The organism is Wolbachia endosymbiont (group B) of Melanargia galathea, assembly GCF_964030625.1.
GTDB lineage: Bacteria > Pseudomonadota > Alphaproteobacteria > Rickettsiales > Anaplasmataceae > Wolbachia.
This window is the reverse complement of the sequence record NZ_OZ034910.1, coordinates 604,715-629,649: the sequence shown is the minus strand read 5'-3', so window position 1 is coordinate 629,649 and position 24,935 is coordinate 604,715. Positions and strand designations below refer to the sequence as shown.

The following is a 24,935-nucleotide window of genomic DNA, read 5'->3' as shown; positions in this document are numbered from 1 at the left end:
GTACATTATAGAGCTTTTTTAAGACTTTGTATTTTTTAAATCAAAGTTTAAAAGACTAGAGCCCTCTAAATTAGAATTTGATAAATTGGCATCAATAAGAGAGGAATTATCAAAGACAGTATAACGTAAATCGGCTTTTTCAAGATTTGCCTTATTCAAATTAACGTTTACAAACTTTGCTCTGCTTAATATTGAATTAGAAAAAATAGCATTTTCTAAATTCATATCTTTAAACTCAAAGTAAGAATAATTTACATCAAATTTTTCACCCTGCGATATTTTCTCTTGCAGATCTTTAATTGAAGTTATAGCACTCTCTAGACCTGTAATTTTGCTCTGTCCCTGATTGTCAATCATAATTGAATTATCAAATTTGCAATCTGTTAAATGAATATCAGCAATTGAACTTTTATATATGCTTGAAGAGAGGAAAGAGACATCACTCACTGTTGAATTATTCAAATTGCTAAGAAAAAAACTAGTCTTTCTAAAGGCATTATCATAAAACACGGAGGATTTGAAATCACTTTCAATAAAGTTTGAATTAGTGACTTTTGACTTAGACCAGCTCGAATTATCAGCTAATAATTTGAAGAATATTGAATTTTCTATCTCACTCGAATCCATATTATGGTGGGAAAGAGTACTATTATAAATTTGAGAGTCTTTAATTTTTGTCTTATAAATTGAAGTTCTAGAAAGATCTGAATCTTCTATTTTTGCAGAGGTAAACAATGAATGATCAAAGAACGAACCACTCATGTCAGAATTCACAACTTTAGTATTATGAAACTTTCCATGACAAATGTTAGCGTTATAGGTATTAACTTTATACAATTCACTAAAACTAAAATCAATATTAGATAAATCAGCATCCTGAAGGTCTGCTTCGAAAACATATGCATGTTTTATCTTGGAACCATTTAGTATAGATTTAATGAAGTTTGAATTATCCCCTTTCACATAGGAAATTTGTGAATTGCTTAAATTGGCTTTTTCGAAATTACTGTTGACTATAATGGAAGAATTAAAATAGGCGTTTGAAAGATTGCTACCTGTAAAATCCGATTTTTTTATTTCTGCACCATATATGTTAGCATTTTTTAATGAAGAAAATTGTACCTTGAGCTTATGTGCATCCACTCCAAAGAAACTTGCGTTGTCGAAATTATTTTTCTGCATAACAGTGTCGTTTATTTCACTATCACTAAAATTGATGTAGCTTGCACTTGAGTTTGATAAATTGGAGAAATTCATTTTTACATTCAAAAACTTGGTATGCAAACCAATTATATTACGCATACTTACTTTGTTGAGATTAGAATTGATAAAATCAGCATAACTGATATTAGACTGATCAAATATGATATCTGTTAAATTTGTAGAAGCAAATTTTGAAAAACTTAAATTTGTGCCTTTTATTTTAACGCCATGTAAATTAGCATTGGAAAAATTGGCACCACGCAAATCAACATCGATAAAAGACACATCTGATAAATCGGTGTTAGAAAAATCGGCACCAATTAAACTTACTCCATCAAAAATAGATTTGCTTAAATACAATTGACTAAAATTAGCACCATTTAAATTAGGACCAAAACCTTTCTTAAAATCTTGTGGTATGCTGGCTTTATTACACTGTACTAAAAATTTAGCAAAATCTTTTGTATTGTAAGATATGTATTTTACATCGTGCAGAGCACTTAAAAAATCATTGATTGCATCATCTCCATAGCATAAATGACCAACTAAAATTAATATCAAAAGTCTAATTATCTTTTTCATCGCAGGTACTTTCTTTTGTTTTTATAGCAAAGTTATACATCTCTGAGTCTTCTTCATTGTTTATTTCTTTATCCTCTAAAAGGTATGGCATCATTTCAGCAATTGCATTTATTATATCGATCTTCTTTTTCTCAATTGCTATGTCGATAGGGGACTTAAAATTATTATCAACTACTCTAGGATCAGCACCTTGTAATAAGAGAAAGCGAACTGTGTCTATTTGACCTTGTTTCACTGCATAAATTAGAGGAGTATCACCCAATTTATTTCTAAATCTTAGTATTTCTTGAATTGTTAATCCAATTTTTTCTAGCTTATTTATTACTCCTCTTAGACAAATTAAGTTGCCCTTCTTGATGCAGTAAAAAAATTGCTTACTGTAATCATCAGTAAATATAGTTTTAGGAAGGTGCTCATTTAGGCTATCATATTGTCTTTTATATATAGACTTGCTTTTATGTTTTTTTATTTCTTTGTTTAGCTTTGTCCATTTTTCGCTTTTTTCATTTTTTTTGTTCACAGGTGTTATATTGTCAGGCTGTTCTTCTTTCTTTTTCTCTGTTAATTGGCTTGTTGAAAGTTCGGTGTCTTTTTTGCTAATCTCCTCTTCAGGCTGTAGGTTTGTTTGATTATTGTGACTGATTTTCTTCTCTTCAGGTTCTTCTTTTTTTTCTTCTGATAAAGGACTTGTTAGAGCTTTGGTATCTTTTATATTAGTCTCCTCTTCAGACTGTAGGTTTGTTTGATTACTTGAAGGTACTTCTTCATTGATTACATTTGTTGGGTCTGTGATTTCTTTGAGTTCGCTCAGAAGCGGAGAAGTTTTTTCAGCATCAGTGTTGCTTTTCGATACGTCTTCTTGATTTATACTGCTTTCATTTTTATTTTCTTCAGGCTGTTCTGCAGCAAGCAGGTTAGATATAACAATTAATAGTATGAAGAATGCTTTATATTTCATAAACATTGCAAATATAGGCTTAATTAAAATGATACTATAATCAAATGATTAATCTACAGTAAAAAGTGCTTTAGTTATTGTACAAGTATGATTATGTAAAAATTTATTTTTCTCTTTTATCTAGGTTTTATTTGAAATTGTCATTTGAGTAGCTGACATACAACTGTACGGACATTAAAGAAATCAGTATACAGCTGTATGAACATTGTGGTAATTTGCGTACTAAACAATGTCATCTAAGTAGCTGACACTGGGATCCATTTTCCATCATCATTAGAAACGTTATATTTTAGCATAACTTTTAACTCACAAATTTAACTGGATGCCAGTACTGGCTACTTTTATGACATCTATCATTTTATGTTTATAGTATTTTTTGCAAATAAATATTTGCTAAATTAAGTGCAAAAATTACTTGACACATTTTGTAGTTTGATTATTATTAGTGAAAATGAGGGTATTTTAGAGCTCGAAATTCACCTTATTCAAGTCTGCAGACTTTTCAACTAATCTCTCAATAAAAAAATATAGCACAGTCTACTTCAGTGCATACTTAATTTCTGTCATGAGGTGTGTTATATTTTTCTAAATCGTTTTTTATAGGAGGATCATTATGTCTAAAATTCCTTAAAATTAATTAAAGTTAAACATTTATTAAATAGTGCAGTACTGCCTTACGCGTTGCTAATCCAAACTTTACTTGCTGTAAAATAACACAATCTGCTATATCATTGCTAATCTCAATGCCTCTATTTATTGGTCCTGGGTGCATAACAATTGCATCGGGTTTTGCATGCGATAGTTTTTGTGCATCAAGTCCATACAAATGAAAATATTCTTTTTCTGAAGAATTATTATTCATGCGCTCTTTCTGCAACCTCAAGAGCATAATTACATCAGCATCCTTTATACCTTCAGTTAATGAATAATGAAGTGAATCTACTTCAGGAAGATGCTTACAAATCAAAGCTGGTGGTGCAACTAAGCTTATTTTTGCTCCAAACATTTTTAGCAATCTTATATTTGATCTTGCAACTCTACTGTGCAAAATATCTCCACATATCACAATTTTGAGGTTTTTTATTTGCTTTTTATGACTGATAATTACGAGATAATCTGCAAGAGCTTGAGTTGGGTGTTCACTGCTTCCATCGCCTGCGTTGATTAGCGAGCAGTTGACATGCTTTGCCAATGTATTAATAATACCACTACTTTTATGCCTGATTATCATATAGTCAGGATTCATTGCATTTAGTGTTTTTATCATATCTTTTAGATCTTCCCCTTTGTTAATAGAAGAAGATTTTATTGGTAAAGTTATAACATTTGCTCCAAGGCTCTTTGCTGCTATTTCAAAAGATGCGAGCGTACGTGTTGAATCTTCAAAGAATAGGTTTATGACTATTTTATTTTTCAGAACATGACTATTTTCAACTTTTTCTTCAAGGTATTGGTTGGCTAATTTAGTTATATTTTCTACATCACCGATTGTGAGGTCTGAGATATTTAATAAATTCCTTCTCTTGTCCATAGCTCCTTTTTTGAGCTTATTCTACTTTCTTAATTTCAATTACACAACTGTAAAGTAAAGTAGAAGGAAGCTATAAAATTTTATTTCCACTTACATTCATCTGCTATCATAACAGCCTCAAAGAGATGCTTCTCAAGCTCACTTATAGGCAGAGTACTTTGTAGGTAATTTCCCCAAGATTTTAACACATCAGAAGTTTCAATACCTTCAACAATAGGATATTCTTGATTTTTTTTAGCATATAGCTCTTGAGCCTGTTTGCTTACAAAAAACTCCAATAAAGCTATGGCATTTTCTCTGTGTTTTGCTTTTTTTGTTACTGCTGCACCACTAATATTCACCATTACACCATCACTCGGAAAGAAAGCTCCTAACTTTTCTGTGATATTCTTTTTATTTTCTGATGAAAGGATTCTTGCAAAGTAGTAGCTGTTTACTATTGCAACATTGCCTTCACCAGCGGCTACAGCATAAATTTGATCTGTATCACCACCGCTTGGTTTTCTTGCCATGTTCCTTACAATTCCACTCACCCATTCTTTTGTTTTTTCAAAACCATTTTTTGCAATCATAAAAGCGATCAATGATCGGTTATATGGACTTGTGGAAGAGCGTACTAATATTTTCCCTTTCCATTTTTCATTCGCTAAATCTTCATAGGTACTTAATTCCTTAGGATCTACTGATTCTTTATTGTAAACCAATATTCTAGCTCTTTTTGTGAGACCAAACCAATAATCTTCATTATCTCTAAATTTTGCAGGTATGGCATTTTTTAGAGTCTCTGAATCCACTTGAGATAAGAGCCCTCTTTTTTTGGCTAAAATCAAATTCACTGCATCTGCAGTTAAAAACAAATCAGCTTCACCACCATTTTCCATGCGTGAAAGCAATTGGGAATAATCGTCAATGATATAACGTACCTTGATGCCAGTGGTTTTTGTAAAATCATCAAACAAACTATGTACTAATTCTTCTTTACGAGATGAATAAACGTTTACTACTTGTGAATCATCAATTCCGCTATTTTTATATAAAAAATTAACGACTATCAATAAAGCCGCTACTAAAGATATAAATATTAAACCTTTTTTCATAAACAAACCCCTTCCTTGTCATCATCTCAAGCTATCAAAATAGCAAGGTCTTAGCAAGTGTAAATCTTCAAAACGTTGCAGTTACAGTACTGGAATAGCGATAAAAAGAAGTACGAGCCAGATTTAATTAATAATATAAGTAATATCTGGATGGCCACATCGTTCAGCAACTACTTGTAACAATTTTGAACTAATCTTTTCTTCACTCTTTTTGATAGTTCTAATAGCTGTTTCATTGGGCTTTCCACTACTAGCATCTTTTGTATCTAATAACAAGTAATCTTTAAAATCAGTTTTGCTCCAATGATGAATTGTGCAAGCTAAAGTGAAAAGCAGTAGAGTGCCTGAAATTGCAACGATTGGCCAGTAAATAGTAGGATTTGTGTATGAACTTACTATGTTGCTCAAACCACCTGTTGAATAAAGTGCTAAAGGGAAGGTTATGTTTCCAGTAATAAGAACTGTTCCTAAGATAGGAAGCCATATTCTATCATTGATTAATGAATTTACTTTACTCTTGTAATAGATTGGCTGGCCTGTAAGTTCTACGATGTTCGGATTACTTTTTGCTTTTTCTGGAAGAGAGTGAAACGTAAAGTAAACACGATTACCGTTGCTATATTTTAATACCAAAGATTTGATGCATTCCTCGTCTTTTGAAAGTGTATTTGATATCTCATCTAAAACTTCTTGAGTATCTCTTTTTGTGATCTTGTGCTCCTTAGTACGTACTGCTTGCATAAATTCCCACATAATTCCCAAGGCTAAACAAGACGCTAATACTCCGACAAATATAGTAACAGGATTTATGCTGCCGATGAATCCAATGAATTCTCTTTGCTTCACAGCTAAAACGATTGACGTAATACAACATGCCGTAATAAGACCTACGAAAGGCATTGTAACTTTCTTCTTTTGCATCGTATATTTTACTTTCTGTAAAAATCTGTTTGTCTTTTTATTATCTCCAAGCAAAGATTTTTCAGAGCCATCTGTTTGATATGATGGTGGAGGAGAAGGTGATCTGCTAACTGATACACTACCTGAACTCTTTTTTGGAGATTTTGTATTTGGATCTATGGATGCATAAATAGGTTCTGTATTTGCACCATTCGATTCTTCTTGCCTTTCTTCATCAGAACTTGATTCGCTAGCCGAATTTGTTTGTAACGCTGTGTTTCTAGGTGCTGGTGTTGGTTGAGTTGCTGCACTATTTTCACTCACCGTTGTATGAGAAACCAGTGTGACGTTATCTTTATTTCCTGATTCAGGCATATTCGCTCCAAAATTAATTACAATGTTATGTTGATTACGCTATAGTTATTAAGATATAGTGAATACTAATTTAAGAATAAATATTAGTATAAGAACTGCTGATCAAAGATCCTTTCATTCAAAGGGCAATCTTTGTCAAAAAGTAGAGTGACTGTATTTTCGTGATCTTTCTGTATTTTTACCTGCGATATGTCGTGAAATTCCTTGTAATCTGATACTACAAGTGCTGGACGATTTTTCACATCATTGATATCAATTTGCACTATTGTATCATTTGAGATTAGCGCTCCATTCCAACGCCTTGGGTAGTAGCTATTAATGGAAGTCAGTGCAAGTAAATTTGAATTAAGTGGTAAGATTGGCCCACCGGCAGAGAAGTTATATGCAGTGCTACCTGTTGGGGTAGACAATATAATTCCATCTCCTCTGAATTTTTCTACTTTTAGCTTATCATTAATGGTAATATTCATCTCCACTATTTGATTTGCATTTCTAAAGACATACACTTCATTTACTGCGATGTAATGGTGTTTTTTGCCATTTATGTCTTTGGCTTCCATTTTTAGTAAAGTTAGCTGAGTAGGAACTGCATGTTCTATATGATCAATTAGATCTTCAAAGCATTTATTCATCAAAAATCCGACGTTACCGGTATTTATTCCATACACATGTATATCTTTATTTCCTATGACGTAGTTGTGCAGAGTGCGTAGCATAAAACCATCACCGCCAACAACTATCAGCAAATCAACTTCAGGCTTACTTGCTTCTGCTATATTGATAAAATTAAGCTCCTGTAGTAGTTTAGATACTTCCTGAGACTTGGGTAGCGAAGAAGCAATATAGCCTACATTTTTATATTTATACATGTTAAATAAAGAGGGGAGGAACTAAAAAAGACTCCCGTATTTATCATTAAACTTAGCTATTTTACTATCCTTCTCCCCTGAACCGCTTGTCAAACTTCCAGTCCATGCAGGATGAGTAAGAGGATCTCTATCAAGCTTTATTCTTTGACCTTCTTTTCCATAAGTGGAATAAGTTTCAAACTCTTGACCATCTGTCATAACTATAGTAACTTTGTGATAGTCGATTTCTGCCATTGTTCTTACAAATTTCTTACCAGCTAAGATTTTAGTGAATCTGGTTCATTTGGTCAATCATTATTGTGAAATATTGACAAAAAATAAATAAAGTAGTATTATCAATGAAGAATGAAAAACTTTTTATGATTTTTGCTTTTCCTGGTCAGGGCTCCCAATTTGTAGGAATGGGAAAGAGCTTATATGATGAATTTTCAGTTGCAAGGAACGTATTTGATGAAGTAGATGACATATTGGGTAGAAAGCTGTCTCATTTGATTTTCAATGGCCCTATTGAGAAATTAACCATCACGGAAAACGCTCAGCCAGCTATAATGGCAGTGTCAATTGCAACGCTACGTGTTATGAAGCACGTATTTGGTGAATCTCTTTACAGCGTTCAGTATGTTTGTGGGCATTCAGTTGGCGAGTATACAGCGCTGTGTGCTGCAGGGGCATTGACGCTTGAGTCTGCAGTCAAGTTGCTAAAAGTTCGTAGCGAAGCAATGCATGAAGCTTCACTAAAATGCAAAGGTGGAATGTTTGCTCTACTTGGAGCAGAAATAAGTGAAGTAGAAGGTATATTAAAATCAGCTCAAATTGATTGTGAAATTGCAAACGATAATGGTGGTGGGCAGGTAGTGGTGAGTGGTACTGCAGAGGCTCTTGAGGTCTTACCTGATTTATTCAAAAACTCAAGTGTCAAGAAAATGATAAAATTACAAGTTAGTGGGCCTTTTCACTCATCTTTTATGAAACCTGCTGATGAAAAACTTCTGGAATTTTTAAAAAGCATCAACATAACTCGCCCTTCGATTCCTTTTGTATCAAACGTTACAGCTAAGGAAGAAAGTGATCCAGAGATCATAAGAGCTTTGCTCGCTAAGCAAGTTGTAAGTAGAGTAAGATGGAGAGAGATGGTTTTATATATGACAAGCCATGGCACTAATAAGTTTGTTGAAGTTGGCCCTAACAAAGTTTTATCTAATCTAGTTAAAAGAATTGACCAATCTATCAGTGTGAAAAATATAGATAGTATTGGTGATATTAATAGCTTCTTTGATGAATCATTAATGTTGACAGCAAAAAATTTAAAAATTGGGTTAAGTTAGCATATCTGATTGGTGTCATTCAAGTAGCTGACACTGGCTCCTTTATGATGGTGTTATTCCAGTTACAACTGTACGAACATTATCTGTAGGAAGATGTCATTCCAGTGCTTGACACTGGTTTTTCATAATCATCAAAACGTTGTATTTAACATAAAGCAGCTACTTTTATACTCGTAAATTTAACTGGATCCCAGTGTCAAGAACTGGGATGACACCGAATAGGCTACTTGAATAATACCGAAAGAGCTACTGGAACGACAAGGTGCTACTGAATGACACCTCTGGGCACTGCCGTCATAAATCTGCTACTTTCTCGTGACGCTGGAATGGCTTTGTTGCACAGCTCTTCGGATAGTGGGTAATGTATAATAAATTCATGAAGCTATATCAAACTTAGCCATGCCTATTTCAGTAAATTTGTTAAGCAAATAACACTTGAGTAGCAGTTCCTTCTCACGATTAATCTCAGATTTATTCCTAAAACTAAATCCAAATATTTGCTTCAGTCGCGAGAAAAAACTTTCTATATAAGATCTCTTCCAATAATTTATCTCTTTTTTCCACCTCTTCATACCATCTTCATCATATGACTTTATGAGCTTGATTGTAGAATTTCTCTCATTCATATAATCCAACTTTGGATGCTCTACTGCATTATTTTGCGGAGGAATCCTTGTCTTTATGTCAAGCTCATCGCACAGTTTGTATAACTTCTTTCGATTATATGCCCTATCTGCATATATCGTGCTTATGTTATACTTGGTATCCACTCTTTCAATAAGATCACAGGCTCCATAGTGGTCGGAATAAACTCCACTACTGTATTTTGCAGCTATAACTTTTTTACTACCTATCTCTAGCATTACATGTAGCTTTCTTGTTTGCTCATAGCGGCGATACTTTCTATCTGTACCATTTGCCTTACTATGGCCTGGAATATTATTGTAGATGCTGATACCTGTACTATCTATAGCAATTTCAATATCTTCCATATCGTTCTTATCAACTCTGCAGTCGTTGATTTTGATATTAAGCTTTTTAAACCTTCTTGAAGCCTGCGAATAGCTGATAATTTGCAAAATTTTCCCTATTTGCTCAAGATATTTCTCTATAAATCCCACTGTTTGCCTAAGACCAATCCTGAATAGATAGGTTATTATGTGAATTAGAATCACTACTTTGTCGCTGTAGACATTGTTGCCACCTGCTACTTTTGGACTATTTTCGTACCAATTTTCAATGGCATCGTTGATATAATGAAAAACATTTCCCCTTTCTTGAAGAAATTTGTTATATTCATTGCAGTTACTGACTTTCATTCTTATTGGCATATTTTTCCTTTGTCGGCTAAATATCTATTTTATAACAAATTCCATCAGTAACTGCCTGTTCTTTCCTTGAGTGGTGCAACAAAGCCATTCCAGTGTCAAGCACTGATCTTCAATCTCCCTACATCTCTGCGTCACGCACTGAAATGACACCCTGAAGCTTTAGCTATAAATATTAAGCAAGCAAAAAAAGGCAAAAGAAGCCTCATGGAGATAGTTGCTCCACTCTTTTTACTTGATGCTGCTCAAGCAGGTCACTTGGATGTAGTAAAATACTTAGTAGAAATAGCAAACGCAGGTGTTAATTATGTAGTTAGTACTCTTAGTCTACCTCATTTTGACTATGAAAAAACTTCTCTTGGAAAAACTGCTCTAATGTTTGCTGCTAAAAGTAGTCATTTTGTATAGTTTTATCCAACTCAGACGTAGTTTAACCCTAGAATTTATCCTTTGCAATTGTAATAAGGTCTATAAACTACTGCAAATCCAAATTTCTATTTGATCTTACATTCTTATTGTAATAACCTCTATGGATCACACAGCATTAGTCGTGTATCTGAACAGATACTTTTGTACATGGATCAGCTTTATGTGTATCAATTCTGTCTACTTCAAGTTTCCAGCAAAACTACTTTCTAATGTATTGCTTTCAATCAAGTTCTTTGTTAAGCTCACTGTTAGTGGATGTCAATTATCTTAACATAAAAATCAAGGCAGCTTTAGGTATAAATACGAGTAACTCGTATAAGTAAAGAGGCTATAAGAAGTTTCTTACCATTCTATTCAAACGGGTTTTAAACTTTTGAAATGTCATGACATTGTTGATACGTTTGTCAAGAAACGACAGGGTATCTGCAAAATCTTCTGAATAATCATTGATAAAAAAAAGTATCGTACTTAAGTACACTCCAGCTAATATTGCTCTTTTTGTATAGTAGTTAAAATCTGTTGATTGATCATGAATGCCATACCAAATCGCGCTAACAGTTCTGTACAAGAGTTTACTAGAAAAATATGTATTTTGGGGTAATATAGAGAATGATAAAACATTTTTTAAAAACTCTCTGTAATTTTGTAACTTAGCATAGTTTGAAAGGCGTATTTGGACAGCTAACTTTATCCGCTCTCTTACCTTCATATCTTCTAAATTGGAATTCCAAAGTTCAGTTTCCATTGAGCTATTTAAGTCCTCTGCTATGTACTCCAAAGCACTATATATTCCATTTTGAAATTTACAAAAACTATTGGCTAGGTTAAGGTTCGTGCACACTTTCAATAAGGTTGCATCACTTATTCCTTCAAATGGAACAACCTTAATCAGCTCATCTACTATTAACTTTTGTTCCATACAATATTATACTAAACATCACATATAATTATACCTGAGATTTTCAAACATTCTGCAAAATGCTTCACCGCGCTCTTCAAAATTTTTCCACTGATCAAAAGAAGAACATGCAGGAGAAAGTAATATCGCTACTTCTTCTTTGCTATTTATGGCCTCTTCAAAAGCCAGTTTAAATGCGTTTTCTAGATTATAGCACTTCATATAATCTATTTTGTTCTCCATAATGTTTGCAAAAACTTCAGTTGATTCTCCAATAAGAAAAGCTTTTCTAATCTTGGTGAAATGCTTGCTTAATGATTCTATTCCGCCTTTTTTGCTTTTTCCGCCAACAATCCAGTATATGTTTTTATAAGATAAAATTGCCTTTTCGGTCGATTCTGCATTGGTTGCTTTGCTATCGTTGATAAAAAGTACATTATGTATTTTGCCAAGAAATTCATTTCTGTGTCTTAGCCCTGGAAAGGATTTGATTTCATTGACAATAGTGCTGCTATCTACTCCAAGTAACTTGCACACAGCGTGTGCAGCTACTATATTTTCTACATTGGATACTAGGTTTACTTTCATATCACTCATTGATAAGTTGTGATTCTCTAGTTTTAGCGAGATCTCCTGAATCTCAGCACTCCTTTTGTCATCCAAGTAGCTGACACTGGGATCCAGATAATTTCGATCTATACCAGTAATCTGTTCACTATAATCAAGCAAATTGTTATCTGCCAATGATATTAGATCTCTTGCACTACCCTCTGTCATCTGGGTAGTTGGCAATGGTTTTTCTTTTCTGGTCACGCGCTGGAATGACACCAGGGAATATGTTACTGAAATTGGAATTTTGTTCCCAGTGAATTTATTGAATACATCAGCGGTAATTTTGTTATCACATCCTATCACGGCAATCTTGCTACTGTTTATCAGTTTTAATTTAGTTGCTATGTAGTTATTCATACTTCCATGTCTATCTATGTGGTCTGGTGTGATGTTTAGCAATACAGAAATGTCTACATTAATTTTATTTATTAGCTCCAATTGAAAAGAGGAGAATTCAATTACATAAATTTCTGCATCTCTTTCTAAATCCAAAATAGGCACACCTAAATTCCCGCCAATAGCTACTTTTTTCCCTGTGGATTTTAATATGTGCCCTATTAGTGACGTGGTGGTTGATTTGCCATTTGTTCCTGTAATGCCTATAACCTTCTGATTTGTAGTTTTAGTTTCAAGAAATAGCTCAATGTCTGATTTTATTTTGCAGTCAAAGCTTCTTGCAAGTTTTACTACCCAATGCGTTGGTATTGGCACTCCAGGGCTCAAAATTAGTGTGCTTATCTCATGCCAATTATACTCATTGGGATGAGTAAAGTTACACTCTTTATATATCTTTTTTGCATTTGCTATTTGCTCTTTATTATCATCCCATGCATATATTTTTGCACTGCTTTTTGTTAGAGCATTAATAACGGACAAACCAGTTTTACCAAGGCCGAAAACCGCAACACTTTGATTTTTGTATTTGTTTAGTTGCACTTCTAGATAACTTATGCGAACCATTTTATAAAGATATAATACAAATTATAATGACTTCTTCCATAGTTTTTGGCAGTGCTTAACTTTATTGTCACAACCTTAGCCAATAGAAAACTCCTTGACACATTTTGCCAGCTCCCTTGCCATGACAATAAGAGTATTTATCCTTTAGAATTAATTAAGAGAAAGTTTTTTCTCGACTTGTTGTATAATTTGATAAAAGTGATCAAAATCTAAGCTTGCACTACCAATTAAAACTCCCAATAGATTTGGAATACTGAGCAAGTTTCCTATATTTTCTGAGCTGACTGAGCCACCATATATAATGTGTTTTTTACCAGTACACAATTTTATTATCTCTATCACCTCAGCAATTGCGTCATTATTTGGCACATTTCCTGTTCCTATTGCCCATATCGGTTCGTATGCTATGGTATATTCACCTTGTGTTGGCAAACGGTTTTTGCATTGATATTCTATTACTTCTTTTGTTTTTTTATTTTTATAATCTTCTGAGTTTTCACCTACACAGATGATTGGGTGTAATCCTGATTCTATTGCTGTTTTCGATTTAAGTTTTATTTCACTATCTTTTTCATGAGCCCTTTCAGAATGTCCAAGTATTACGTAACTACATCCTAGTTCCTTCAACATTCCTGCACTAATTTCACCTGTGTAAGAACCGAACTCTTTATGATGGCAATTCTGTCCTCCTATTTTAATATTGTTGTTCAACTCTATATTGCTTGGAAATGATGTAAAAGGAGGGCAAATTACTAATTTAGAGGTAATTTCGTTGCTCTTGTTGTTAAGTTTGCCTATAAAGTCAACAAATGAAGAACGTGTTCCATTCATTTTCCAATTTGCTACTATTAAAAAAGACATCAATTTTTCTTATATGAATGAGAGTGCCGGCTGTCGGACTTGAACTGACAACCTACTGATTACAAGTCAGTTGCTCTACCAATTGAGCTAAGCCGGCATTAAATACACTGACAATATACAATTATTGATGAATTTTCGTCAACTAATTTTTAAAATACTGCATACTAAGATCATATGAAAAAATTTTTACTGAAGCCAAAAAAGAGTCTAGGGCAAAATTTTATTTTATCGAATGAGATAATAAAAAGAATAGTTGCCTTAGCTGGTAGCCTGAAAGATTTTAATGTTATTGAAATTGGTCCTGGGTATGGTGCGTTAACAAGAGAAATATTGGCATATAATCCAAAGTTTCTACTTTCTATAGAAAAAGATAGTAGTTTAGTGAAACATCACGAACAATTGCTAAATGAGCATCAGGGAAAATATAGAATTATAGAAGCAGATGCACTTAATGTTGTAGAAAAAGAGCTGGTAGAATGTCCAGTCAAAGTCATTGCTAACTTGCCTTACAATATCTCAGTAGCGTTATTTTTAAAGTGGTTAAATAATATAAAATTTTTTACGAATTTGACGTTAATGTTCCAAAAGGAGGTAGCAGAGCGTATTACAGCAGAACCTAATTCTAAAGATTATGGTTCCCTATCAGTGCTAAGCCAGTTACTATGCGACATAAAAAAGGAATTTGATATTGAACCTAAGGAATTTTTTCCAAGACCAAAAGTATATTCTTCAGTAATTACAGTAAAACCTTTACCCACTCCAAGATTTGCAGTAAATTTAGAAACCTTAACAAAGCTAACACGTGCTGTGTTCGCTCAAAGAAGAAAGATGCTGAGAAATAGCTTGCAAAGTATAACTAGTGATGTCTCAACTACTCTTGAGAATGCTAAACTGAGTGGAGACGAACGTCCAGAAAGCTTAACTATTGAGCAGTTCTGTTTGCTAGCAAATAATATAATTATGCGATAAATATATTAGGAGCTACATACCTCTTCTATCCTATTTTGATCTAAAAATAGCTGGAGCCAGGCTAATTTTGCAAAAGCTCTATTGCAATTTCATTAATTGGCGTATAAGCTTTAAATAAAGCATATGAAAAAAATGGAAGCTTGTTATTCGTTTGACGATGTACTTCTCTTACCGGCCTATTCTGATGTATTGCCTCGTGATGCAGACACAAGAACTTATCTAACAAATAATATAGAACTAAATATCCCTCTCATATCCTCTGCAATGGACACTGTCACTGAATCAGGCTTTGCAATAGCTATTGCCCAACATGGTGGAATAGGTTGCATACATAAGAATTTATCAATAGATGAACAAGTGTTAGAAGTAAGAAGGGTGAAAAAATATGAAAGCTGGATCGTGTATAACCCAATTACAATTTCCCCAGATAAAACAGTTGCAGAAGCAGTTTCATTAATGAGAGAGTATAATTATTCCGGCATTCCTGTAGTTGATCAACGCAAGTTAGTGGGAATTTTAACTAATCGAGATGTGAGGTTTATTGAAGACCAGAACATGAATATAAAAGTTTCCGAGGTAATGACAAAAGATAAGTTAGTAACAGTTCGAGAGCAGGCAGTAAATAGCGCCTCAGCAATGAAATTGTTGCATGCAAATAGAATAGAGAAGCTTTTGGTTGTTGATGAAAATTCTTGTTGCATAGGTCTAATCACAGTTAAAGACATCGAAAAATACAATAGATATCCAAATTCATGTAAAGACAGTAAAGGTCGACTCAGAGTTGCCGCTGCAATTGGTACTGGTAAAAAAGACGGTATAGAAAGATGTGAAGCTTTGGTCGAAGAAGAAGTTGATGTGGTTATTGTAGATACCGCTCACGGTCATTCCGAGAACGTTGTCAGCACTATTAAGGAAATAAAAAAGATGTATCCGAATACGCAATTAATCGGCGGAAATATTACAACAAAGGAGGCTGCTGAAGCGTTGATTGATGCTGGTGTTGATGCAGTGAAAGTTGGAATAGGGCCAGGATCAATTTGTACTACCAGAATAGTTACAGGCGTTGGTATGCCACAATTCTCTGCGATCAAGAATATTGCAGAGGTTTGTAAAACAAAAAACGTCAGACTAATTGCTGATGGTGGAATAAAATATTCGGGAGATGTTGCAAAAGCTATTGCAGCTGGTGCTGATACTGTGATGATAGGTTCAATCTTTGCTGGTACTGAGGAAAGCCCAGGTGAGATTATCATGTATAAGGGTAGAGCATATAAGGAATATCGAGGAATGGGATCTATTAGTGCAATGAAACGAGGGTCAGCTAGCCGTTATTTTCAAGATTCAAAACTTGATTTAGTCCCACAAGGAGTAGAAGCAAGAGTTCCTTTTAAAGGTCCAGCTTCAGGAGTGATCTGTCAGTTAATTGGTGGGTTGCAAGCTGCAATGGGTTACACTGGCAACCGTAATATAGAAGAGATGAAAAAAAACTGCAAATTTGTCACTATTACTTCATCAGGGTTAAGAGAAAGTCATGCTCATGATATAATCATTACACAGGAAGCTCCAAATTACGCTTACCAAGCATCTAATTTATCATCTGATTCAGAGTAAATACAATCCCCTTTTGAGTGGGTCATTTCAACACTGGTACACAATTGATATTAAGAGTCAAAAAGATGTCATCTAAGTGGCTGACACTGGAAAATCGATTGTAAATAAACTGACTACATAAAATTTTTGATCAAAATCAGTGCTATAAGTTGGAATAGCAACTTAAGGTAGATTGCCAGCTTAATATATTTTGATAAATCCAAATTATTTTAGCTATAAGAGAGCTTTGCTTTTTTGCTCCATCAGAATTGGCTTACTTTTAGTGATTCATGGAGTTAAAAAAGTCAGCATTGCTCTTTGTTAAAAGTAATTTGTCACGTAAAAACTCCATTGCTTCAACAGATCCCATAGGGTTAAGTATCCTACGCAATACCCATATTTTATTTAGTATGGCCTTATCAACTAATAGCTCTTCCTTCCTTGTTCCGGATTTTGTAATATCAATAGCAGGGAATATACGTTTATCAGCAAGTTTTCTATCTAGTATAATTTCAGCATTACCTGTGCCTTTAAACTCTTCAAAAATAACATCATCCATTTTTGAACCAGTTTCTATAAGGGCTGTAGCGATGATTGTCAAAGAACCACCATTTTCAATATTACGAGCTGCTCCAAAAAAGCGTTTTGGTCTTTGCAGCGCATTTGAATCTACACCGCCGGTTAGAACCTTTCCAGACGAAGGAATGACTGCATTATAAGCACGTGCAAGACGAGTTATAGAATCAAGCAAAATCACTACATCTTTTTTGTGTTCAACCATTCTTTTAGCTTTTTCTATTACTATTTCAGCAAGTTGGACATGACGGTAGGCAGGTTCATCAAATGTAGAGCTTACCACTTCACCCTTTACAGAGCGTATCATATCTGTCACCTCTTCGGGTCTTTCATCTATAAGTAATACTATTAGTTCTATTTCAGGATGATTTGTAGCTATAGAGTGAGCCATTTGCTGAAGCAATATCGTTTTTCCTGTACGAGGTGGAGCAACTATCAATGCTCTTTGTCCTTTTCCAAGAGGTGTAACTATATCTACAGCACGCATGTTTATATCTTTTTTATTATCTCCGCTACTGTTGTTTTCAAGGATGAGGCTTTTTTCAGGATAAAGCGGAAGCAAATTATCAAAATGGACGTACTTTCTTAATTCACTGATTTCAGTAGAGTTTATACTTTGAACCTTAGTTAAAGTAAAATATCTTTCTTTATCACCAGGTGGCCTTATTTCTCCACATGCCATATCTCCTGTACGTAAATTAAACTTCTTTATTTGGCCATTGGAAATATAAACATCATCGGTACTTGGAGCATAATTTGCACTTGATGAACGTAAGAAACCAAAACCATCAGGCAATATTTCCACTACTCCACTTCCTGTGGTTATGCCTCCTTCTTCACTCATTTTCTTCATTAAACTGAATATCATTTCCTGTTTTAGCATCCTGCCATTGCCTTTACCACTAGTTGAAATTTTTCTTTCTTCAGCTAGCTCTAACAATTCTTCTGCTGTTTTCTCTTTCAATTCGCTCAGGTCCAATGTTTTCTTGTTTTTTTCATCACCTTCACTGGTCATTTGTTTTACTGCGTCAGCATTATGAATTTGTTCGCTTTTTTCAGGTTGACCTACAACCCCTCCTTTTGCTAAGACATCTTCATTGATTGTTGTCATAATCCTCCAAAAATTTTAATTGATGCTTACTAACCTAAAATGTGAATATAAAACAATAAATTAGGCTGAGCTAGTTTTCAGTGCGTATTTAGACTTAATTATTATTAAACTAGATACTTTACTTGCATTATACTGATAAAAACTAACAAGTCAAGTTAATTTAATATTAACAAAGTACAAGAATTTGAGAATCATCAATAGCTATTATTTATATTTTTTAATCTTTGTTTCTTCTCTTCTTCTACTTTCGCTTTTTCTACTTCCGCTTCTAAATTTTCCTGGCTACATAAACCAAGTAGTACAGGATCTTGAGGTTTGATATTGAGTATGTTATGATGAGATCTATCTCTTACCTGCTCAACTGTGTAATTTGTTGTACCAACTAGCTTAGCTATTACATTATTGTTCAAGATAGGAAATTTTTTTACCAAATAATAAATCGCATTAGGTTTATCTCTACGCCTTGCTGTGGAAGCAAAGGCAAGAAAGCTAATCGTCTTTGCCCTTTTTTTCATATTTTTTATAATCAAATTTGGTACACGATTTGGATTTTTTTTGCAATTATCGATTTCTTTTTCAGTAATTATTTCAGAAATAATAGGGTCATACTTTTCAACTTCTATTTCCTCATCAGCTATGTCTTGTACTTTTTCAAGGGATAACTTGCAACATTGTGCTATTTGATCAAAAGTTAAGCTAGTGTTATCAACCAACCAAGCAGCTACTTGCATGAGAAATTGTTCATTTCTATCTTTATTGTCTTTAGAAGATTCCATTGACATCGAAAAAACATCTCCCATTTTAATATTCCTTTGCTGTTATAGAAATAAAATATAAACCATTAAAACTAAAAAAGCATTAACTTTGTCATCCAATGGCTTTTTGGTTTATATTTCTTATCTCTTAGAACCTGTTCATAATCTTTTGAAGAGGAAAGAAGCAAAAGCAAATTTGTAGGCTAGTATTAAATTTACGCTCGCAATTTTTCCAAAGTTGCCTACATTTTTCCAACCAGGCAAAAGAAGATCTCTCAACAACCCATCTTTTTGGCAATACAGCAAAGGTGTGTAATTCGCTTCACCTCAACAGTTGCACCAATAGTTACTTTCATCTGTGTTGCAAAATTTTCTCCAGTGTAGCCTGCATCAACCAGTATGTTTTTAACTTCAGAGAGACTTTCTTTAGCATTTTTAACCATTGTCAAAGCACTGCTACGATCAGTTATTTCTGCCGTTGTTATATGAATTGCTTGTGTCAAACCTTGTGTATCAACTGCGATATGACGCTTTATTACTGAAATTTTCTTGCCAGCATCATAACCTTTTTCTTCAGCAGTATCGGTATTTTTTACACTTTGGGCATCAATGATGCAGAAGCTTGTTTTGGTATTTCGACCACTGTTCTCTCCAACCAATTTTTTTAAAGACAATTTCTAGAACATTTTCTCTATCTTCATTCGTTTTTTTACTCCATTTCTTGAAGTAATCGTAAAAATTTCGCCATCTTGGAAACTCTTTTGGAAGCATTCGCCATTGACAGCCACTTTTTAGTACATAAAGCACACCACAAAATAACTCATATAAACCTAATCTTCTTGGCTTTGTTTTCTTTCGCACGCTTTCTAAAATTAGTCTAATCTTTTCGAATTTTTCACAACTTATGTCACTTGGATATGTATTCCTCATACTTTACCTCATGTCAACTATACCTCATCTTACCATATTCAGAGATCACTTACAGGCTCTTAGGTTAATATAAGCTTCCATTCAATTTAATACACTACAATATTACATATATTAGCTAATTTGTTAATAGATTTACAAATATTAAATTATTGCTATTCTAAATTTAAGTGTTAGTTAACTAAGTTTACAATGAGTATTAGAAATTTTTTTACCAAGGCAATCGTTCTCCTTTTAGTTTGCTTATTAATCTTTATGGGGATTGGCAATCTTTTATCAAATGATGATGAAAGGAAAGAATTAGCTAAAGTAGGAAAGGAAGTTATAACATCAGATGAATATAAATTACTATATCAAAATTATAAAAAGCAAATTTCTGGATCTGATGTAAGTAAAGAACAAGTAAAAAAGCTGAAATATGATTTACTTAACGCACTTATAGAGCAAAAACTATTGTTTAACCTAATTAGCGAACTTGGATTAAAAGTTGGAGAAGAATCTATCAAAAGCCACATAAAAAATACCAAGTACTTTCAGGACGATAAAGGAGAATTTGACCATAATAAATTCCATCAAACTCTAAATAGCCTGCATATAACAGAAAAGGAATATATAGAAAAACTAGAGAAAATCCTGCCTGCAATGATGTTCATGACTTCGTTATTTAAAGATAATTATCCGGTAACTTTTGGTGAGGGTGTTGATGAGCAGATATACAAAAATCGCTACCAAACTAGAGTAGTTGATATTGTTAAAATAACTGAGGATGCAATTACAGACGTTCCTGAACCAGATGATCAAGCCTTACTTGATTTGTATGAAAGAAATAAGTCCAATTTTTATTACCCTGAGTATCGAACTGCGCAATACATTTCTCTGGATCAAAAATATTTTGAAGATCAAATCAGAATTTCAGATGAAGAGGTTGATAGTATAATAGAACATCAGGAACTTAAAAATCAAAGAGACATATTCAATGTGATATTTCCTACCAAAGAAAAAGCTGAAATAGCAAGAAGAGCACTTGAAGAAAGTAAAGCAAGCTTTGAACAAATAATAGAAGAGTTTAATAAAGTGAAACTCGATGAAACCAGAGTAAATAATATAACTAAGGATTTCTTACCTGAAAATATGAGAGAAAAGGTATTTGCTCTCAAAACAGGTGAAGTAAGTGAAGTTTTAACAAGCAATTTTGGATGGCACGTAATAAAGGTAGAAAGCATACATCAAATCTCTGATGAAGACTTGGTTGATTTAAAAAAAGACATAAGGTCAGTTTTAACCAATCAAAAGTCTTTTGAAAAAGTCAATGATTTCATAAATCAAGTGAATTATAAGATATACAATGGTGCAACGATTGAAGAAATCTCCAATAATTACAATTTACCTATACAAACCATTGGTCCAGTAGATGCTAGTGGAAAAGACCAAAGTGGTAATGAAGTAGGAAATTCCAGTGATTTCATTTCTTTCATTTTTTCACGCGAGAAAGATCAGAAGAATTATTTTAAGGGTGTTGGAGATACTGTTGTTGGTGTAAAAATCAGTGATATCGTTCCTCCTAAATTACAAAATTTTGAAGAAAGTAGGGAATCAGCCATAAAGCTTTGGCGTAGTGAATTTATAAAAGAAAGAATGTTTAAAATGGGACAAGAAGTAGCAGTTCAACTAAGAGAAAAGACAGATTTGGAAGAAATGCAAGGTATAAAATTGGTTAAAGGCCAGCAAATACAACGCAATGAACAAAACTACCCTTTTTCTTTCATAGAAGAGATTTTCAATATGAAAACAACTAATTCGGTAACAGATCCTATTCAATACAATAATGAAATTATAATAGGCGTTCTAAAACAAATGCATTCATCAAATGGTAAATTAAACATGCTTGACACCGGAAAACGTGTGATGATATCGCTAAAGGAACAGTTAATTAGCTATCTAAAATCAAAGTATAGAGTAGAAGTTAATCATGCTATGATTGATGATATATAAAAAAGTTTATTATCTTCCTTTTATGAGTGATTAGAGGGGGCTATATTGTATTTTTAGGTAAAAGAGGTACAATTAGTTTGACTTGAGCTGTTTATTGTATTTAAATTGTAATTAATATATGAATAAAGGTTGACATGGCAGTTAAAATAAGGTTAGCAAGGTTTGGGGCAAAGAAACGTCCTTTTTATAGGATAGTTGTAGCCGACTCACGAGCACCAAGAGATGGGCGCTTTATTGAGAGAATAGGACAATATGATCCAATGTTGCCAAAAGACAATAAAAATCGTGTTGTGGTAAAAGCTGATAGATTAAAACATTGGCTAAGTGTAGGAGCGCAAGCAACTGAAAGGGTAATGTGGTTCATTAAAAAAGGCATAGTAGATTTAGAAACAGAATCGAAAAAAACAGAAAAGAAAAAAGTTGAGAAAGTACAAGGGCAAGAAGCATAAGTCCTCTTGAATGCTAAACACTGATTTAACAAAAAGTAGTAAATTAGATGATATTGTATCTTCTGATTTATTGGCTATGAATGACTTTATCTTCAAAAATGTCAATGATGAAGGTACTAAGCTTGCTACCGATATTACATCTCATCTTATTAATTCAGGAGGAAAAAAGATAAGGCCTAAGCTCATTTTTATTATATGTAAAATGCTGAATTACTCTGGAGAGAGTAGGGTCAACATTGCTGCATCGGTAGAATTTATACACAACGCTACTTTACTTCATGATGATGTGCTTGATGAAAGTAAGGCACGCCATGGAGTTGCAACAGCAAATAAAATTTGGGGGAATAAATCAAGCATTTTAGTTGGTGATCTATTATTGACCTTAGCATTTAGATGGCTTATAGAATGTGGGAATTTAAGTGTTCTCTCTATTTTATCTAAGGCATCTAATTTGCTTGTCAAGGGTGAGATAAAGCAGATGACAACGCGTTTTGACCCTAACACAATTAGGAAAAATTATTTTAATATCATTGGAGAAAAGACAGCATCTTTATTTTCTGCATGCTCCGAGGCTGCATCAGTAGTATCTGGAGCCACAAGTGACGAAACAGAGAGGCTAAGGAATTTCGGGTTTAATTTTGGCATGGCATTCCAAATAATTGATGACGTGCTAGATTATACTGCTAATCAATGCACTTTAGGAAAGCAACTTGGAAAAGATTTCTTTGAAGGTAAAGTCACTTTACCTTCTATTATAGCATATGAAAAAGGCAGCTCATCAGAACAAAAATTCTGGGAGAAATCTTTTTCTTCAGCTAGACACAATTTTGACCAAGCATTACAATATATTAATCATCATAATGCCATTCATGTTTCTATGGAAGAAGCTAAACACTATATTAATATGGCGCAAAGTAATATTGATACTTTTTCTGATTCTCTTTATAAAACTGCTTTGATTGACTTTTTAAATGCAAGCATAGAAAGACAAGGATAGCTAACGCTTGATATTTTTAGATTGATTGTTATATATTTATTAAGTTTGTAAGGGTGAATGATATGTCAGATAGTAATAAAGAGAAAAAAAAGAAATTTGCAGATATGGTCAGTAAACGAAAAGGGGATGATCAAGAAGATCAGCAAACAGGTGATTTAAGTGAAGAGCTTAATATATTAAAAGAACGTGCAGTTCAGCTTGAAGATCATTTACGTCGCGCTGTTGCGGATAATGAAAACGTTAAACGTATAATGCAAAAGCAAATTAGCGATGCAAGTGATTATGCAGTCACAAAATTTGCACGTGATATGATCGACTCTTGTGACAATTTAAAAAAAGCAATGGAAAACTTGAAAGATGGTGATCCTATTCATGAAGGAATAAAAGTGGCGCACCAAAAGATTGTGAGTGATCTAAAAAAACATGGAATAGAAGAAATAGATCCAATAGGTAACTCTTTTGACAGCAATTTACATCAAGCTGTTGTGGAAAGAGAAGATAATGAAAAAGAGCCTGGCACTATTGTAGAAGTACTACAAACTGGTTATACCATTAAAAATAGGTTGCTTCGTCCTGCAATGGTTATTCTTTCTAAAAAATCTGCTGATTGCGAAAGTAACTAATAAAACACTCAAGGTATGGAAGAAGTTGTCTTCTCAGGTATTCAGCCAAGTGGAGTATTACACTTGGGCAATTATCTTGGTGCAATTAAGCAGTGGATAGGCTTGCAGGATAAATATAAATCTCTTTTTTGTGTTGTTGATCTGCATGCAATCACAGCAAATAAGCTTCCCGCAAATGAATTAAAAAATAATATTTTTAAAGCAGCAGCAACTTATATTGCATGTGGAATAGATCCGGAAAAGTCGATTATTTTCAATCAATCCGCAGTTAGTGGTCATGCAGAATTGGGCTGGCTGCTAGGGTGCTATACACCAATTGGTTGGCTTAATCGTATGACTCAATTTAAAGATAAGGCTGGAAGCGATAGACAAAAAGCTTCTCTTGGGTTATATAGCTACCCAGTACTTATGGCTGCGGATATATTGCTTTATCAAACTAAATATGTTCCTGTTGGCGATGATCAAAAACAGCATTTAGAACTTGCACGTGATATTGCATCAGCTTTTAACAATCATTATAAATGTAGTCATTTCATCATACCTGAAATCTTAACTTTGGATTGTACATCAAGGATAATGAGCTTAAGAGATGGAGCAAGCAAGATGAGCAAATCTGATTCTTCAGAATACTCATGCATTAACCTTGACGATACAGATGACTTGATTGTCAAGAAAATAGAAAAAGCAAAAACAGATTCAATTCTAGGCTTTGATTTTGCTACTTTAAAGTGCCGTCCAGAAGTAAACAATTTGGTAAACGTTTATTCAGTGCTTAGTGATTTAAATGTGGAAAAAGTGTGTGAAGAAGTGAATAAACATGATATGAAACACTTTAAAAAAGAGTTAGCTGACTTAATCATCAGTGTTATATCACCCATACGTGAGAAGTTGAACGGTCTTTTGAGGGATCAGCTCCATTTACATAAAATATTAAAAGAAGGTACAGAAAAAGCAGCAGAGATTGCAAATAACAATATAAAAAAGATCAAGGATATTATAGGGTTTGTTCAATAGGTTA

22 protein-coding genes, 1 tRNA gene and 1 pseudogene are annotated in these 24,935 nt (G+C 33.5%); 9 read left to right on the top strand and 15 right to left on the bottom strand.

Features of this window, described 5'->3' with window-relative positions; translation table 11 throughout:
* Positions 1-18: 18 nt before the first annotated feature.
* The 7 genes from AAHF52_RS02805 to rpmE form a co-directional block, all read right to left on the bottom strand.
* Entirely contained in the window at positions 19-1,785 is a 1,767-nt protein-coding gene (locus tag AAHF52_RS02805; protein ID WP_213864018.1) for a pentapeptide repeat-containing protein, read from the bottom strand.
* Positions 1,769-2,743 (bottom strand): ankyrin repeat domain-containing protein, encoded by a 975-nt coding sequence (locus tag AAHF52_RS02800; protein WP_149168672.1) that lies wholly within the window; start codon positions 2,741-2,743, stop codon positions 1,769-1,771. Before AAHF52_RS02800 ends, AAHF52_RS02805 begins: the two co-directional genes overlap by 17 nt.
* A 643-nt stretch (positions 2,744-3,386) precedes the next feature.
* The gene (locus AAHF52_RS02795) at positions 3,387-4,274 is read right to left on the bottom strand and encodes an aspartate carbamoyltransferase catalytic subunit (RefSeq protein ID WP_149168670.1); all 888 of its coding nucleotides are present in this window, start codon (positions 4,272-4,274) and stop codon (positions 3,387-3,389) included.
* Between the two features lie 80 nt (positions 4,275-4,354).
* The gene (locus tag AAHF52_RS02790) at positions 4,355-5,371 is read right to left on the bottom strand and encodes an extracellular solute-binding protein (RefSeq protein WP_264376925.1); all 1,017 of its coding nucleotides are present in this window, start codon (positions 5,369-5,371) and stop codon (positions 4,355-4,357) included.
* Between the two features lie 123 nt (positions 5,372-5,494).
* Positions 5,495-6,646, bottom strand: a complete 1,152-nt coding sequence (locus tag AAHF52_RS02785; protein WP_063630573.1) for a hypothetical protein — start codon at positions 6,644-6,646, stop codon at positions 5,495-5,497.
* Between the two features lie 83 nt (positions 6,647-6,729).
* A complete protein-coding gene (locus AAHF52_RS02780) occupies positions 6,730-7,515 on the bottom strand; it encodes an NAD kinase (protein ID WP_017531835.1) in 786 nt (261 codons plus the stop codon).
* A gap of 21 nt (positions 7,516-7,536) precedes the next feature.
* Positions 7,537-7,749, bottom strand: a complete 213-nt coding sequence (gene rpmE / locus AAHF52_RS02775) for a 50S ribosomal protein L31 (protein ID WP_006013575.1) — start codon at positions 7,747-7,749, stop codon at positions 7,537-7,539.
* A gap of 125 nt (positions 7,750-7,874) precedes the next feature.
* On the opposite strand from rpmE, the gene fabD reads away from it, so the two are divergent.
* The gene (gene fabD / locus AAHF52_RS02770; protein ID WP_264376965.1) at positions 7,875-8,840 is read left to right on the top strand and encodes an ACP S-malonyltransferase; all 966 of its coding nucleotides are present in this window, start codon (positions 7,875-7,877) and stop codon (positions 8,838-8,840) included.
* Between the two features lie 374 nt (positions 8,841-9,214).
* Here fabD and AAHF52_RS02765 read toward each other — a convergent pair whose 3' ends face one another.
* On the bottom strand, positions 9,215-10,171 hold the full coding sequence (locus AAHF52_RS02765; RefSeq protein ID WP_213863789.1) for an IS5 family transposase: 957 nt from the start codon (positions 10,169-10,171) through the stop codon (positions 9,215-9,217).
* Between the two features lie 204 nt (positions 10,172-10,375).
* Between AAHF52_RS02765 and AAHF52_RS02760 the strand changes: the two genes are divergently transcribed.
* The gene (locus tag AAHF52_RS02760; protein WP_230609266.1) at positions 10,376-10,576 is read left to right on the top strand and encodes an ankyrin repeat domain-containing protein; all 201 of its coding nucleotides are present in this window, start codon (positions 10,376-10,378) and stop codon (positions 10,574-10,576) included.
* A 349-nt stretch (positions 10,577-10,925) separates the two neighbouring features.
* Here the strand turns inward: AAHF52_RS02760 and AAHF52_RS02755 are convergent, their stop codons facing one another.
* The 4 genes from AAHF52_RS02755 to AAHF52_RS02740 form a co-directional block, all read right to left on the bottom strand.
* The gene (locus AAHF52_RS02755; RefSeq protein WP_052264643.1) at positions 10,926-11,516 is read right to left on the bottom strand and encodes a COQ9 family protein; all 591 of its coding nucleotides are present in this window, start codon (positions 11,514-11,516) and stop codon (positions 10,926-10,928) included.
* An 18-nt stretch (positions 11,517-11,534) separates the two neighbouring features.
* A complete protein-coding gene (locus tag AAHF52_RS02750) occupies positions 11,535-13,067 on the bottom strand; it encodes a Mur ligase family protein (RefSeq protein WP_052264644.1) in 1,533 nt (510 codons plus the stop codon).
* 150 nt (positions 13,068-13,217) lie between these two features.
* Complete coding sequence (locus AAHF52_RS02745) at positions 13,218-13,928, bottom strand: triosephosphate isomerase (protein ID WP_064085403.1); 711 nt, start codon at positions 13,926-13,928, stop codon at positions 13,218-13,220.
* A gap of 24 nt (positions 13,929-13,952) precedes the next feature.
* A tRNA-Thr gene (locus AAHF52_RS02740) sits at positions 13,953-14,025 on the bottom strand.
* Positions 14,026-14,102: 77 nt separating this feature from the next.
* Here AAHF52_RS02740 and rsmA point away from each other — a divergent pair.
* Together rsmA and guaB are read left to right on the top strand one after the other, a co-directional pair.
* The gene (rsmA, locus tag AAHF52_RS02735) at positions 14,103-14,897 is read left to right on the top strand and encodes a 16S rRNA (adenine(1518)-N(6)/adenine(1519)-N(6))-dimethyltransferase RsmA (RefSeq protein WP_019236635.1); all 795 of its coding nucleotides are present in this window, start codon (positions 14,103-14,105) and stop codon (positions 14,895-14,897) included.
* Positions 14,898-15,020: 123 nt separating this feature from the next.
* Complete coding sequence (guaB, locus tag AAHF52_RS02730; protein WP_213863782.1) at positions 15,021-16,508, top strand: IMP dehydrogenase; 1,488 nt, start codon at positions 15,021-15,023, stop codon at positions 16,506-16,508.
* Positions 16,509-16,767: 259 nt separating this feature from the next.
* Here the strand turns inward: guaB and rho are convergent, their stop codons facing one another.
* From rho to AAHF52_RS02715, 3 genes and pseudogenes are all read right to left on the bottom strand, one after another.
* Positions 16,768-18,174, bottom strand: coding sequence for a transcription termination factor Rho (gene rho, locus AAHF52_RS02725; RefSeq protein WP_214303270.1), 1,407 nt, complete (start codon positions 18,172-18,174; stop codon positions 16,768-16,770).
* A gap of 194 nt (positions 18,175-18,368) precedes the next feature.
* Entirely contained in the window at positions 18,369-18,974 is a 606-nt protein-coding gene (locus AAHF52_RS02720; protein ID WP_007301964.1) for a cell cycle transcriptional regulator TrcR, read from the bottom strand.
* A 103-nt stretch (positions 18,975-19,077) separates the two neighbouring features.
* A pseudogene (locus AAHF52_RS02715) lies at positions 19,078-19,859 on the bottom strand (IS5 family transposase).
* A gap of 189 nt (positions 19,860-20,048) precedes the next feature.
* Between AAHF52_RS02715 and AAHF52_RS02710 the strand changes: the two are divergent.
* The 5 genes from AAHF52_RS02710 (at position 20,049) to trpS (ending at position 24,931) form a co-directional block, all read left to right on the top strand.
* A complete protein-coding gene (locus AAHF52_RS02710; protein WP_264376908.1) occupies positions 20,049-21,848 on the top strand; it encodes a peptidylprolyl isomerase in 1,800 nt (599 codons plus the stop codon).
* A gap of 134 nt (positions 21,849-21,982) precedes the next feature.
* Complete coding sequence (gene rpsP / locus AAHF52_RS02705; protein ID WP_213863779.1) at positions 21,983-22,297, top strand: 30S ribosomal protein S16; 315 nt, start codon at positions 21,983-21,985, stop codon at positions 22,295-22,297.
* Between the two features lie 10 nt (positions 22,298-22,307).
* Complete coding sequence (locus tag AAHF52_RS02700; protein WP_052264648.1) at positions 22,308-23,294, top strand: polyprenyl synthetase family protein; 987 nt, start codon at positions 22,308-22,310, stop codon at positions 23,292-23,294.
* A 62-nt stretch (positions 23,295-23,356) separates the two neighbouring features.
* Complete coding sequence (locus AAHF52_RS02695; RefSeq protein ID WP_007301960.1) at positions 23,357-23,917, top strand: nucleotide exchange factor GrpE; 561 nt, start codon at positions 23,357-23,359, stop codon at positions 23,915-23,917.
* Between the two features lie 15 nt (positions 23,918-23,932).
* Positions 23,933-24,931: a tryptophan--tRNA ligase gene (trpS, locus tag AAHF52_RS02690; RefSeq protein ID WP_007301959.1), complete on the top strand. Its 999-nt coding sequence runs from the start codon at positions 23,933-23,935 to the stop codon at positions 24,929-24,931.
* Positions 24,932-24,935: the final 4 nt, after the last annotated feature.

Excerpts from the sequence above, each read along its gene's own strand:
- rho (WP_214303270.1), bottom strand. The coding sequence starts at position 18,174 with ATGACAACAATCAATGAAGATGTCTTAGCAAAAGGAGGGGTTGTAGGT.
- AAHF52_RS02745 (WP_064085403.1), bottom strand. The coding sequence starts at position 13,928 with ATGTCTTTTTTAATAGTAGCAAATTGGAAAATGAATGGAACACGTTCT.
- fabD (WP_264376965.1), top strand. The coding sequence starts at position 7,875 with ATGATTTTTGCTTTTCCTGGTCAGGGCTCCCAATTTGTAGGAATGGGA.
- guaB (WP_213863782.1), top strand. The coding sequence starts at position 15,021 with ATGAAAAAAATGGAAGCTTGTTATTCGTTTGACGATGTACTTCTCTTA.
- AAHF52_RS02760 (WP_230609266.1), top strand. The coding sequence starts at position 10,376 with ATGGAGATAGTTGCTCCACTCTTTTTACTTGATGCTGCTCAAGCAGGT.
- AAHF52_RS02750 (WP_052264644.1), bottom strand. The coding sequence starts at position 13,067 with ATGGTTCGCATAAGTTATCTAGAAGTGCAACTAAACAAATACAAAAAT.
- AAHF52_RS02720 (WP_007301964.1), bottom strand. The coding sequence starts at position 18,974 with ATGGGAGATGTTTTTTCGATGTCAATGGAATCTTCTAAAGACAATAAA.
- AAHF52_RS02710 (WP_264376908.1), top strand. The coding sequence starts at position 20,049 with ATGAGTATTAGAAATTTTTTTACCAAGGCAATCGTTCTCCTTTTAGTT.
- AAHF52_RS02780 (WP_017531835.1), bottom strand. The coding sequence starts at position 7,515 with ATGTATAAATATAAAAATGTAGGCTATATTGCTTCTTCGCTACCCAAG.
- AAHF52_RS02695 (WP_007301960.1), top strand. The coding sequence starts at position 23,357 with ATGTCAGATAGTAATAAAGAGAAAAAAAAGAAATTTGCAGATATGGTC.
- AAHF52_RS02785 (WP_063630573.1), bottom strand. The coding sequence starts at position 6,646 with ATGCCTGAATCAGGAAATAAAGATAACGTCACACTGGTTTCTCATACA.
- rsmA (WP_019236635.1), top strand. The coding sequence starts at position 14,103 with ATGAAAAAATTTTTACTGAAGCCAAAAAAGAGTCTAGGGCAAAATTTT.
- rpmE (WP_006013575.1), bottom strand. The coding sequence starts at position 7,749 with ATGGCAGAAATCGACTATCACAAAGTTACTATAGTTATGACAGATGGT.
- AAHF52_RS02795 (WP_149168670.1), bottom strand. The coding sequence starts at position 4,274 with ATGGACAAGAGAAGGAATTTATTAAATATCTCAGACCTCACAATCGGT.
- trpS (WP_007301959.1), top strand. The coding sequence starts at position 23,933 with ATGGAAGAAGTTGTCTTCTCAGGTATTCAGCCAAGTGGAGTATTACAC.
- AAHF52_RS02755 (WP_052264643.1), bottom strand. The coding sequence starts at position 11,516 with ATGGAACAAAAGTTAATAGTAGATGAGCTGATTAAGGTTGTTCCATTT.
- AAHF52_RS02805 (WP_213864018.1), bottom strand. The coding sequence starts at position 1,785 with ATGAAAAAGATAATTAGACTTTTGATATTAATTTTAGTTGGTCATTTA.
- AAHF52_RS02700 (WP_052264648.1), top strand. The coding sequence starts at position 22,308 with ATGCTAAACACTGATTTAACAAAAAGTAGTAAATTAGATGATATTGTA.
- AAHF52_RS02800 (WP_149168672.1), bottom strand. The coding sequence starts at position 2,743 with ATGAAATATAAAGCATTCTTCATACTATTAATTGTTATATCTAACCTG.
- AAHF52_RS02765 (WP_213863789.1), bottom strand. The coding sequence starts at position 10,171 with ATGCCAATAAGAATGAAAGTCAGTAACTGCAATGAATATAACAAATTT.
- AAHF52_RS02790 (WP_264376925.1), bottom strand. The coding sequence starts at position 5,371 with ATGAAAAAAGGTTTAATATTTATATCTTTAGTAGCGGCTTTATTGATA.
- rpsP (WP_213863779.1), top strand. The coding sequence starts at position 21,983 with ATGGCAGTTAAAATAAGGTTAGCAAGGTTTGGGGCAAAGAAACGTCCT.